Source organism: Christiangramia lutea (assembly GCF_022489035.1).
In the GTDB taxonomy this organism is placed as follows: Bacteria; Bacteroidota; Bacteroidia; order Flavobacteriales; family Flavobacteriaceae; genus Christiangramia; species Christiangramia lutea.
On the sequence record NZ_JAKVTV010000002.1, the window covers coordinates 471344 to 484257 of the forward strand.

The 12914-nt window shown below is 38.9% G+C and carries 12 protein-coding genes; 10 read left to right on the forward strand and 2 right to left on the reverse strand.

The features are described 5' to 3' along the window. Nucleotides 1-2 precede the first annotated feature (2 nt). Nucleotides 3-1082, reverse strand: coding sequence for a magnesium/cobalt transporter CorA (gene corA, locus ML462_RS08500; protein WP_240713542.1), 1080 nt, complete (start codon nt 1080-1082; stop codon nt 3-5). A 145-nt stretch (nt 1083-1227) separates the two neighbouring features. Here corA and recQ point away from each other — a divergent pair, with 145 nt between their 5' ends. After that, nucleotides 1228-3330 carry a DNA helicase RecQ gene (recQ, locus tag ML462_RS08505; protein ID WP_240713543.1) on the forward strand — a complete coding sequence of 701 codons (2103 nt, stop codon included), beginning with the start codon at nt 1228-1230 and terminating at the stop codon, nt 3328-3330. 15 nt (nt 3331-3345) lie between these two features. On the opposite strand, the gene truA is transcribed toward recQ, so the two are convergent. Continuing rightward, nucleotides 3346-4134: a tRNA pseudouridine(38-40) synthase TruA gene (gene truA / locus ML462_RS08510; protein ID WP_240713378.1), complete on the reverse strand. Its 789-nt coding sequence runs from the start codon at nt 4132-4134 to the stop codon at nt 3346-3348. 155 nt (nt 4135-4289) lie between these two features. On the opposite strand from truA, the gene ML462_RS08515 reads away from it, so the two are divergent. The 9 genes from ML462_RS08515 (at nt 4290) to ML462_RS08555 (ending at nt 12809) form a co-directional block, all read left to right on the forward strand. Then, complete coding sequence (locus ML462_RS08515; protein WP_240713379.1) at nt 4290-5162, forward strand: helix-turn-helix domain-containing protein; 873 nt, start codon at nt 4290-4292, stop codon at nt 5160-5162. A gap of 121 nt (nt 5163-5283) precedes the next feature. Then, the gene (locus ML462_RS08520) at nt 5284-5832 is read left to right on the forward strand and encodes an OsmC family protein (protein WP_240713380.1); all 549 of its coding nucleotides are present in this window, start codon (nt 5284-5286) and stop codon (nt 5830-5832) included. A gap of 74 nt (nt 5833-5906) precedes the next feature. Beyond that, nucleotides 5907-6980 carry a DUF3616 domain-containing protein gene (locus ML462_RS08525; protein WP_240713381.1) on the forward strand — a complete coding sequence of 358 codons (1074 nt, stop codon included), beginning with the start codon at nt 5907-5909 and terminating at the stop codon, nt 6978-6980. Between the two features lie 130 nt (nt 6981-7110). Continuing rightward, complete coding sequence (locus ML462_RS08530) at nt 7111-9288, forward strand: S9 family peptidase (RefSeq protein WP_240713382.1); 2178 nt, start codon at nt 7111-7113, stop codon at nt 9286-9288. A 5-nt stretch (nt 9289-9293) separates the two neighbouring features. Then, entirely contained in the window at nt 9294-9782 is a 489-nt protein-coding gene (locus ML462_RS08535) for a GyrI-like domain-containing protein (RefSeq protein WP_240713383.1), read from the forward strand. Nucleotides 9783-9803: 21 nt separating this feature from the next. Next, on the forward strand, nt 9804-10634 hold the full coding sequence (locus ML462_RS08540) for a DUF1853 family protein (protein ID WP_240713384.1): 831 nt from the start codon (nt 9804-9806) through the stop codon (nt 10632-10634). Next, nucleotides 10635-11123: a GNAT family N-acetyltransferase gene (locus tag ML462_RS08545; protein ID WP_240713385.1), complete on the forward strand. Its 489-nt coding sequence runs from the start codon at nt 10635-10637 to the stop codon at nt 11121-11123. It abuts the gene before it with no gap. Nucleotides 11124-11135: 12 nt separating this feature from the next. Beyond that, nucleotides 11136-11891: a sulfite exporter TauE/SafE family protein gene (locus tag ML462_RS08550; RefSeq protein WP_240713386.1), complete on the forward strand. Its 756-nt coding sequence runs from the start codon at nt 11136-11138 to the stop codon at nt 11889-11891. Between the two features lie 39 nt (nt 11892-11930). Beyond that, entirely contained in the window at nt 11931-12809 is an 879-nt protein-coding gene (locus ML462_RS08555) for a cation diffusion facilitator family transporter (RefSeq protein ID WP_240713387.1), read from the forward strand. Nucleotides 12810-12914: the final 105 nt, after the last annotated feature.

Sequence of the window (12914 nt, forward strand, 5' to 3'; positions counted from 1 at the left end):
AATTATAACCATTTTTTCCTTTTGAAATAGTATAGCATCAATAAGAAAACTATTACCATTACCCCTAACAATACGTAATAACTGTATTTCCATTGCAGCTCGGGCATATGTTCAAAGTTCATTCCGTAGATACCGGCAATGAAGGTGAGAGGAATAAAAATACTGGCCATAATAGTAAGGACTTTCATCACCTCATTCATTCGATTGCTAATGGTAGTCATGTACATATCCATAAGCCCCCAGATCATTTCCCGGTATATATCTATGTTTTCTGAGATCTGTATCATGTGGTCATACAGGTCCCTGATAAAATTATTGGTATTAGGGTCTATGAGATCGCTTTCCATTTTCTCGAGTCTGCTCACTACCTCGCGCAATGGGAATACAGCCCTTCTAATCCTGAGGATATTTCTTTTAAGATCCTGGATCTCATGCGTAATATCATCTCCAGGCTTCGAGGTGAATAAACTAGCTTCCAAAGCCTCAATCCGGTCACTCATATCATCGATCACCAGGAAGTAATTATCGATTATAGAATCTAGCAAAGCGAACATGAGATAATCTGCACTACGAGACCTAATTCTACCTTTTGAAGTTTCAATTCGTTCCCTGATAGGATCAAAAACATCCCCGTCAGATTCCTGAAAAGTGAGGACATAATTTTTTCCCACGATCATACTTATGTGTTCATTCTCTATCTCACCATTCTTGTAATACAACATTTTGGCAACGATAAAAAGATAATCCTGATATTCTTCAATTTTCGGCCTTTGCCCTGTATTTACAATATCCTCCATTACCAAAGGGTGTAACTCATAATAATCACCGAGTTTTTCTATCTCCTTTACGTTACTAAGACCATCAATATTAAACCAGGTGATACTTTTTTCATCGACGAATTTAAAGGCATCTTCAGGAGTAGTAGAACTAAACCTCTCATAACGCTCAAGGTTATAATCTATAACATCAAGTTTGGTTTCAGTTACCTCTTTATGACCTACATAGGTCATGGTTCCCGGAATCTGGTTTACCGTTTTAGTGTTCTTAGGTCGCCTGAGCATCAACTTCCTCCTTTTAGCCATATATTCAGAGTAATATTTTTTATAAATGTAAGAATAATCCTTTAACGCCAATTTGCCATTTTTTATAAATCACTTTTTTGTAATTCATGCTGAAATGCCCAGAAGAAATTCCACTTTATCTAAGCTTAATTTTACCTTTGCAACTATGAATGAAGCTAGCCTGTTAGAGACCTTAAAAGAATATTTTGGATACGAGAGTTTCAGACCCCTGCAAAAGAAGATCATAACTTCAGTTTTTGTTGGGCGTGATAACCTGGTGATCATGCCTACAGGTGGTGGAAAATCCATTTGCTATCAATTACCGGCAATATTGTTACCAGAGATCACCCTGGTGATTTCACCACTAATTGCTCTTATGAAAGACCAGGTAGACGGTTTGAATGCCAATGGTGTGCCTGCGGCTTTTCTTAACAGCAGCCAGGAAGAAGCAGATAAGGAAGCTATTTTTCAGAAGATAGACCGAAAGGAGATCAAGTTGCTCTATGTTGCACCGGAAAGTCTTCAGTTTGTAGACCGGTTCCTTACTAATGGAAAAATTAGTCTTATCGCTATAGATGAAGCACATTGTATTTCCAGTTGGGGTCACGATTTCCGTCCTGCCTACACCCAACTTGGCTACCTCAAGAACCGCTTCCCTTCTACCCCAATGCTGGCCCTTACTGCTACAGCAGATAAGGCAACCCGAAATGACATCTGTCGGCAATTGAATATTCCAAATGCGAAAAAACATATAGCATCTTTTGATAGAAAGAATTTAAGCCTCGATGTTAGGCAGGGAATTAAGCGTTTTGAGCAGATCACAGATTTCCTTAAAAACCGTTCTTCTGAAAGCGGTATCATTTATTGTCTTAGCCGGAAGAATACCGAAGAACTTGCGGCAAAACTTCAGCGGAAAGGTTTTAAAGCTGAAGCATATCATGCTGGTCTGGATCACCAGGAAAGATCTCAAATCCAGGACGATTTTATCAATGATAAAAAGCAGATCATCTGTGCTACGATCGCATTTGGGATGGGGATCGATAAATCGAATATTCGCTGGGTGATACATTATAACATGCCTAAAAACCTGGAAGGCTATTACCAGGAGATTGGTCGTGCGGGAAGGGATGGATTACCTTCAGACACCCTCCTTTTCCATAGTTATTCTGATGTTATTCAGCTTCAGAAGTTCGCATCTAATGCCAGGAACCAGGATGTGCAGCTCGCGAAACTGGACAGGATGAAACAATATTCAGAAGCACTAAGCTGTCGCCGTAAGATCCTTTTAAGTTACTTTGGAGAATACCTGGAAGCCGATTGCGGGAACTGTGATATTTGTAGAAATCCACCTGAATTCTTTGATGGTACCATCATCGCTCAAAAAGCTTTGTCCTGTATTTTTCGACTGAAAGGGGCTGAACCAATTGGAACGGTGATCGATGTGCTTAGAGCATCGCAGAACGAAGTGATAAGAAGAAATAATTACCAGGAACTCACGACGTATGGCATAGGTAAAGATATTTCCTGGCAACACTGGCAGCAATACCTCATTCAGCTTATTAATCTCGGTTATGTGGAGATCGCTTTCGACAGGCATAATCATTTGAGGCTAACCGAGCAGGCAAAAAAGGTTCTTTTTGATAATGAAAAAGTGCCGTTAGCCGATATTAAAGAAGTTCAGGCCCAGGCTAAAACTGAAAAAACAACTATTGCAGAAAGCTCATTATTTGAGAGGTTACGGAAACTTCGGCTTAAGATTGCCCGGGAAGAAGATATACCAGCATATCTCATATTTAATGATGCGACCTTGAAAGACATGGAAAAACAAAGACCAATGTCAGATTCAGAATTCCTGATGATCGAGGGTGTGGGAAGGAAGAAAATGGAGGATTACGGCTATAGGTTTATCAAGGAAATTATTGCTTTTAGCAAAGAAAAAAGGGAAACAAAAAAACCGAAAAAGACCAAAAAGGGTTCGAGCCTGGAAGAAACCCTTAAACTTTATAAAGCCGACCTAACTGTTGAAGAGATCGCCAGGCAGAAAGGAGTTACCAGAAATACCGTTTTCACTCATTTAATGAAACTTTACGATGAAGGAAAGAATATAAACCTGAAAAGATATGTTGGGAAATCTGAGCTAAAATCTGTAAAAAAAGCCAAAAAGAAACTGGACAACCCAAATTCTCTGAAAGCCTATTTCGAACATTTTGAGGAGGCAATTTCTTACGAGAATATAAAAATGTCGCTAAAAATTCTGGAAAAGGAATAATCTTCTATTTCTTTATTATTCGAATTCGATCTTTTTCAGAATAAGTCCGGATGCGGGAGCGATATAGTCCATTTGAAATTGGGAACTATCTGGCTTCAGGCTTTCCCTGATATCATCAAGGCTAAGCTCTCCCCTGCCCACCAGAACCAATGCACCCATCATTAATCTTACCTGGTGACGTAGGAAACCGGCGGCGTGGATATGAAAAATATAGGAATGCTTCGGAAAAAAATTCGCGGTATATTCAGTATTCTCTACCAGTTCAGATTTCAACATTTCTCTTTCGAAAGTGCTCTTTTCTGAAACCCTTACGCAATAGTTCTTGAAATTGTGCCTGCCTTGGAAAAGTTTTGCCGCTTCCCTCATTCTTTCAATATCAAGATCCTCCTGAAAATTAGCCATAAAGGGTGCACAAAAAGGATGAAATTTATCCCCTACGCTAAACAAATATGCATATTCTTTAGTTTTGGAATGCTGGATAATATTGAACTTTTCATCAACCTCTTCGATGCTAAGTGCTCTGATATCCTGGGGAAGGTTCTTGTTGAGATCTTTCAGAAAGTCATCCAGATCTTCCAGCGGCTCATGGTCCAGGAACAATTCAAAAGCCGATTCTTCTGCAGAAACCATAGCATCTGTCCTGCTGGTACCAAGAATCTTATATTTAGCTTCAGGCATTACCCACCTTAAAGTTTTGGTAATTAATCCTTCAACGGTTTTTACATCTGGTTGTTTTTGCCAGCCATGCAGCCGATAACCCAAATATTGTATCTTAAGAAAGTAGTAGAATCTTTTCCGGAACAAATTTCAAATTTTGGTCAAATATATTCATAAATATCTGCAATGATCCATTATTGAATAGAACAGGTATAAACATCAGAAGAATGAAAATTAGCCTCAAAATGGTTAAATTTATTACCTGATGAAACAATCTTGTTTTGTTTCGAATTCTCTGACATATGATCATCGATATTTATAATTATTTCCGGAATAAAAGAGGTTATAACAAGCTAATTGGAGATGATTATCTTATCATTGAATACAAATGTCCTTTAGATGTTGAAGATTACCAGTTTTATACCGATTCGAATCTAATCACTTACGTTATACACGGTAAAAAAGACTGGATCTATGCTGGTGATATTTACCCTATTGAAGCGGGCGACGCGCTTTTTATCAAAAAAGGAGTATACACTACCAGGCAATATTTAGACAGAGAATATTGTGTTATTCTCTTTTTTATGAAAGACCGGTTTATCAGGAATTTTTTGATTCAGAATCCTGAGTTAAAATTAGTAGCCGGTTCTGGTAAAGAGTCGCAGAAACAGATCTTTTCCATTGAGACCACAGAAACCTTCCAGTCCCTGGTCTTAAGCATTTTCAATTATTTCAAATCTGGAGACGAAATTCCACAAAGCCTGGTAGAGTTAAAATTCAGGGAATTGCTTTTCAATATTGTAATGAATCCAATGAACCGGGAAGTCATCGATCATTTCAGCTCACTAAAGCAGGGAAGTCATACAGGCCTTGAAGAGGTCATGTTGAAGAATTTTCAATATGACCTAAAGATCGAGGATTTTGCCAGGTTATCGGGGCGAAGCCTGTCAACCTTCAAAAGGGATTTTCATAATAAATATAATACCACACCGGGCAAATGGATCATTCAAAAAAGGCTGAACCTTGCCAAAAGCTTACTTTTGGGAACAAATCTTAAAGTGAATGAGGTTTGTTATGAAAGCGGATTTAAAAACACTTCGCATTTCAATAAATTGTTTAAAAAAGAATTTAATTTCACCCCCGGAGATTTTAAATTAAAAAGGTCTTCTTTCTGAATCCTCCTATTGGACTATTCAGCATATCAATAAAACTTTAGAGCAAACAACTTCCTCCCTTCCTGCATTAATTTGGTTCTTATTAATCTGGTGATGATCAAATCACCTTAAATTCAGAGTTATGAAAACCAGTTCGATTGTAAGGAAAAGACAGGAGCCCTTAATGCAGGAATACCTGAAACAACCCACAAAAGCGTGGGTCACTGATGTAGCCTTTGTAGAAGGAAAAAATCTGGATAAACCATTCCAAACCGAGGTTTGCATAAATGAAGAATTACAAGAGTCTTTTGGAATAGGTGTGCACAGAGCCCTTGGTGGATTACATGATATGCCCAACCCCGGAGACATGCTTTGCGCCACCCTGGCTTCCTGCTTTGAAAGTACCCTCAGGATGATCGCAGACCGCTTAGGCATAAAATTGAAATATACATATGTGAAGGTTGAAGCGCAGGTAGATGTTAGAGGTACATTGATGATGGATAAAAATGTACCGGTCGCCTTCCAGTCGATGGATCTGTATTTAAAAGTAGATATTGAAAATATGCAAAATAAACTTCCTCTTTTGCTGAAAGCAACAGAAAACTGTTGTGTGATTTTCCAGACTTTAAAACCAGCCCTTCCCATAAGAATAAAACATGAATTGGAAATGGAAGAGACGGTAGAATTATAAATTTTAGTTAATTTCTAAAGGCTCCGGCAAGGGAGCCTTTTTTAATTGATTAGATTGAGATAAAATATCATCTCATGAAACCAAGCCAGAAAAAAATTGCTCATAAATGCCTCATTCAGTTTGAGAAAGGCTATTCTAATATGGAGGATCTAAGAACAGAGATCTCGAGCAGTCTTGCCACTGAAAACAACCTTTGGCTTAGTTATGATGAAGATGCAGGGATCGAACGTTTAACGGCCACTAAGCGTGGTTATGGATATCACAAGCATTACGAGCTGTTCGATTTTTTCGACCTGCCATCAGATGACGGTGAAGCAGACATGGAAGCCCTAGCTTATCAAGAGCCTTTTCTCTGGTTTTGTGGAAGTATGAGCCTAAAACGAGATTCCCCGTCAAAAGAAGATCCATTAAAGGAACAGATCGAAAGCCTGAGTAGAATAGCTCTGGACGAAAACCGTTTTAGCCTGGGTTGTATTCCTTGTATTAAAAAAGATGGTAGTTATGAATTACAGAAAGAGGCAGAATTTAAAGGAAAAACCATCAGGCCTCTGATGCTTCGCGGCGGAACGAAAAGTACGGAATTACATAATGCCCTTATGAGGGATGAGCATCTGGAAAAATTCATGATGATCCCCTGCAAGGATAACGGATTTGATATTGAAGGTTTAGCCGTTTTTAAAGAAAGGATTTTTATAGGATTAAGAGGACCTGTTCTGAATGGCTATGCGGTGATCTTGGAAATAAGCTGTAAAGAGTTTGATGGAGAGCTTATCCTGTCGAAAAAGAATAATGAAGAAAAATTATACCGAAAGCATTTTATAGACCTAAGTGGAATGGGTATCAGAGAGCTGAATATCACCAAGAATGGTGATTTATATTTACTAGCAGGACCAACCATGGATCTTGATGGTACCATTTCCATTTATAAGATCAAAGGTGGTTTACCAGAAGAGCCTGGAAGTGTGATACACGATCCTGAGAGACTCTTCGATGTTGCCCGGGGTGCAGAACTGGAACATGGTGCAGACAAGGCCGAAGGAATGGCTTTTTTACCAGACGGAAAACTCCTGATTACCTACGACTCTCCCGTGGCTGAAAGACTTGAAGGTGATACAGGAGTCTGGATGGATTGCTATGACCTGGATTAAAGAAAGTAAGAGAATTTAAATACACCGCAACGATAAACCTGGCACTCCTCCCAATTTCTGAAAGACTTTATTTCAGCTAAGCTTTAAAAAGGCTCTGTTTCTTTTTATCTTTCTGCTTCAAAGCAACACTATGTATAAAATTTCCCTACAGGTTCTCATAATTTCCATTGTATTTCAATTCAGTTCCCTTGCACAGAAAGATGATACAAGCATTTCTATTGAAGAATATGAACGAGCAGTAAGATTTCTTGCCCCAAACACAGATTCTCTTTCTAAGAGGAGTCATGTAAGCCCTGAATGGATAAGTGATCACAGTTTCTGGTATAAGGTAGAAACCAGGGATGGTGAAGAATATGTACTGGTAAATGCAAAAAATGGTCAAAAATCTACTGAAGAAAGCCTTGAAAAGCTTCTCGAGGATACACAATTCAATAGACCACAGAACAAACACCAAAGTAATTCTGAACTGGTTTCACCTAACGGAAAAAAGGTTGCTTTCATTAAAGATTGGAACTTGTGGATTCAAAATATAGAAACAGGAGAAGAAATTCAATTAACCGAAGATGGTGAAGAAAATTACGGTTATGCAACCGACAATGCCGGCTGGAAAAAAAGTGATAAACCGGTTTTACTTTGGTCTCCCGATTCAAAAAAGATCGCTACCTATAAACAGGATCAAAGACATGTTAGCGATATGTACCTGGTAAAGACCAAAATTGGAGAACCTGAACTCAAGAAATGGAAATACCCCCTTCCCCAGGACGAAAAGCCTATTCTCATTGAAAGAGTGATTATTGATACTGAAGAAAAGGAGATTATCCCCCTCAAAATTGGTCCCGACCCACGAAGGGGTACGCTCTGCGATAATATCAATTGTTCCGGTTCTTTTGACGATAATGAATGGAGTGAGAATTCTGAAAGGCTCTATTTTGTTTCAACGTCACGAGATCATAAATCGGCGAAACTACGGGTAGCAAATGCAGAAACCGGATTGGTAAAAGATATTTTTGAAGAGAAAGTTGATACCCAGTATGAGTCTGGAAGAGGACAGATTAACTGGAGTTATTTAGATAACAGTGATGAGATCGTTTGGTATTCAGAAAGAGATGATTATGGACACCTCTATTTATATGATGCTGAAAATGGAAAGCTAAAAAACAGGATCACCCAGGGTGAATTCGTAGTAACACGGGTATCCTATATAGATGAAGAGAACAATGAATTATATTTCCTGGCCAACGGAAAAAACAAGAATGAAAATCCCTATTTCAGTCATTTATATAAAATAGGCTTAGATGGAAGAAACATGGAAAGTCTATCTCCCGAAAAGGGGATGCATTCCATAACCTGGTCACCGGGACATGATTATTTCGTAGATAATTATTCCACTCCAACTACTCCGAACACTGCTGTTTTAAAAAGTTCTGAAGGCAGAGTGATTTCAAAATTAGAAGAAGAAAATATCGATGCTTTGCTTAAAATTGGTTGGAAAGCACCTGAAGAATTTTCTGTAAAATCAGCTAAAGGAACATGGGATTTGTATGGATTAATGTTCACTCCAACTAACATGGATAAAACGAAACAATATCCTGTGGTAAATTATGTATATCCCGGGCCACAAGGAGGCAGCATTAGTGGATGGAATTTCAAAACTGCCCGAAGGGATCATCAGGCATTGGCCGAACTCGGTTTTGTAGTTATTGTTCTGGAAGGTAGTTGCAATCCTGGAAGGACAAAATCTTTCCATGACGCATGCTACGGAAGTCTATCTGAAAATACTCTCCCAGATCAGATCAAGGCGATTAGAACATTAGCCGGTAAACATTCCTTCATAGACACGACCAGGGTTGGGATTTGGGGGCATTCCGGTGGAGGCTCTGCGACGGTGGCCGCAATGTTCAAATATCCAGATTTTTATAAGGTTGGAATAGCTGAATCTGGAAACCACGATAACCGCAATTATGAAGATGACTGGGGTGAAAGATATATTGGACTCATGGGTGAAAACCCAGATAGTTCTTCGGCGTATATCTACGATGCTAACGCCCAGTATGCCGATAATCTGAAAGGTAAGTTAATGCTGGCTCACGGAGCGATGGATGATAATGTCCCTCCCTATCATACCATGTTGGTGGTTGATGCTCTTGTAAAGGCAAACAAGGACTTTGACCTTATAATTTTTCCTCATGCCAGGCATGGGTTTGGAGATGATTTCTATTACATGATGCGACGAAGATGGGATTATTTTGTGGAACATCTAAAAGGAATCAAGCCACCCGAAAACTTTAAAATTGACCTAAAAAAATAAATTATATGAAAGATCCGGAGATCATCGAAGTAGACGATAAAATGCTGGTGGGTATTAGTATGCATACAAGTCTCGCCGATGACAAAACTGAACTTATCTGGAAAAGGTTCATGAAGAATAAAAACGATATAGAAAACAAAAAAAGTAACGACCTTTATTCTGTTCAGGTATATGACGAAGGTTTTATCTCAGGGCATTTCAATTCCCAATCCATTTTCGAAAAATGGGCTGCCGTAGAGGTTGAGGATTATTCTGGTTTAACTGAAGGAATGAAAGGTCTAAAACTTCCCGGAGGATTATATGCGGTTTTCATTCACGAAGGAACTTCAAAGGAATTCTATTCCACTGCGAAATTCATATTTGAAGAATGGATCCCTTCTTCGGAATATGAACTTGATAACCGACCGCATTTTGAGGTCCTCGGAAAAGAATACAAAGGTCCGGATAATGCTAAATCCATGGAAAAGATATGGATCCCGATTAAAAAAGCATAACCACGAATAAATTTCCTCATTTTGAACCTACCGAGCATTTTAGATCAATTTCAGGGATTTCTGGACACTCCAGATATGCATAATTCCAGGCAGAAGAACCTTGAAGCCTTTAATTTTCCTGAGATCAATATTACTAATGAACTTGTTCAGGATCTGGAAGCTTTAGATCATCCCAGAAATTCGGTGCTGGGTAAAAGAATGGAAAGTTTTTTTGAGATCGCAATTAAACATAGCACTCGTTATCAACTCATCGCTTCGAACATACAGGTGATTGAAGAAAAACGAACACTGGGAGAACTTGATTTTTTACTTTTCGATAAATTGACTTCTCGTCCTTTACATGTAGAACTGGTTTACAAGCTATATGTTTATGATCTTGGTTTTTCTTCTGAAGATCAAGGGTGGATTGGTCCTAACCGGCGAGACAGTTACCTTGAAAAAATCGATAAATTAAAGGAAAAACAGTTTCCCCTACTTTACCGCCCTGAAACCCTGGAATATTTAAAACAACTCGATCTTTCCCCAGAATCGGTTGAACAGCAATTATGCTTCAAGGCACAATTATATTCCCCTGGTTCTTATAGCACAGGAATTCTAAAAAAAAACAATTCAAATTGTTTAAAAGGAAACTGGTATAAATTAGAGGAGTTCCTGAAAATGGAATGGAATGAGAATTTGTTCCTTAGTCCTCCAAAAAAATTCTGGAGCTGTGATCCTGCGAAGAATTCCAGCTGGATCTCTTATTCTGAACTTATAGATGAGATCAACTTAATGTTTGAGAAAAAGAAGGCACCAATGGTCTGGATGAAAACCAGTTCGGGATATTATAGATTTTTTATAGTTTGGTGGTAAATGATTCGAGAATTAACTGCAAACGACGCTTCTGCAATATTGAACATATACAGGCTTGGATTGGAAACACGCAATGCGACCTTCGAAACCAGAGTGCCTACCTGGGAAGAATGGAACAAAAAATTTCATCGTCATTCCAGACTAGTTTTTACAGAGGAGAATACCATAAAAGGTTGGGCCGGCTTAACCCCATTCTCTACAAGAGAGGTATATAAGGGAGTTGCTGAAGTCAGCATCTATGTCCATCCTTCTTTTCATGGTGAAGGTATAGCCACCCGGTTGCTGAAGGCCTTGATCCCCTCTTCTGAAGAACACAATACCTGGACCTTATTCTCCAGTGTTTTTCCGGAAAATAATGCAACCATTAAACTACATGAAAATTTGGGTTTTAAGCTATTAGGGCGCAGGGAGAAGATCGCTAAACTTGAAGGAGTCTGGAGGGATACTCTCATTTTTGAAAGAAGGAGCCAAAGAGTGGGAATTGATTAACCAAATATGAATATGGCAGAACTATTTCAGGACATTAATATTGTTTATTTGATTTTCCTGTTTCTTGCGGGGATCATCGCTTTTATTATTTCTACGATTTCTGGAGGTGGCGGTGCATTAATACTTGTTCCAGTTCTGAATTTTCTTTTAGGGACCACCAAAACAGCACCGGTGATCAATCTTGGAACCTTTATAGGAAGACCGGCGAGGCTTATCCTGTTCTGGAAGCACATCAAATGGAAAGTTTTCTGGTATTACGTTCCTGCTGCGGTCTTAGGAGCCTGGGTAGCTGGTTGGTTCTTTACCAGTATAGAATCCTCCTGGCTGCAAATTCTAGTAGGTTTATTTCTAATTAGTACAGTTTTCCAGTATCGTTTCGGTAAAAAAGAGAGATCCTTTCCGGTTAAAATGTGGTTCTTCATTCCACTAGGTTTTGTGGTTTCCCTTCTGGGTACGGTTATCGGTGCCTTGGGACCAATTTTAAATCCGTTCTATTTGAACCTGGGTCTGGACAAAGAGGAATTGATCGCGACAAAAACGGTAAATTCCTTTTTTCTTGGCATAGCCCAGATAGGCAGTTATACCTTTTTCGGTTTGCTTTACAGGGAATTATGGATCTATGGGATTGCTTTGGGCTTAGGAGCTGTAATCGGTAATGTCTTGGGAAAGAAATTCCTTTCAAAAATAAAAAGCAGTACCTTCAGAAAACTATTGATACTTTTAATGGTTGTTAGTGGAATTTTACTGATCTACAACCAGCTGAAGTAACTTATTGAACTAAATTAGCACAACTTAAAACAAAATTCTATGCAACCGGGATACCGTGAAGCGGTAAAAGCCTCATATTTCAGTATTGCAGGAAATACACTTCTGGCAATCGCCAAAGCGGTGACCGGTATCTTTGGCAATTCCTATGCTCTTATTGCCGATGCTATAGAATCTACTACCGATGTTTTTGCATCCCTTCTCGTGCTATTAGGTTTGAAATATGCCAACAAACCCGCAGATAAGAACCATCCATATGGACATGGTAAGGCTGAGCCCCTCATAACTTTCATGGTAGTTGGTTTCCTTATAGTTTCTGCTACCGTGATCGCCTATGAAAGCATAGAAAATATTAGAACTCCACATAAAGTACCGGAACCTTATACTCTAATTGTCCTTTTTATCATAATTATCATAAAAGAAGTTTCGTACAGGTTCGTTTCTAAAAAAGGTGATGATACCAATAGCTCTGCATTAAAAGCAGATGCCTGGCACCATCGCAGTGACGCTATAACTTCATTAATGGCCTTTGTTGGAATATCTATTGCTCTGTTCATGGGCAAGGGTTATGAAAATGCTGATGACTGGGCTGCATTATTCGCTTCAGGATTTATACTTTTTAACGCTTACCTTATCCTGCGCCCTGCCCTGGGCGAAGTTATGGATGAACACAGGTATGACGATATTGAAAATGAGATCAGGGATATCGCTCAACAGAACACTGGAGTGGTTGAGACTGAAAAATGTTTCATTAGGAAAACCGGGATGACCTATCACGTAGATCTTCATATAGCTGTAGACGCTGAAATTTCAGTAAAAGCTGGACATGATATTGCTCACCGGGTAAAGGATGAGATCCTAAAAAATAATCCCCAAATTGCAGACGTACTTATTCACGTTGAACCCGACGATGAACTCTGATTTTCTATAAGAGAACTTTCAAACTTATTAAGAAAGATTTAGCACAAAAACGGTCTTCCAGGCTTTGATATAGCTGCGTTTAAGCGTATCTTAAATCATATAAGT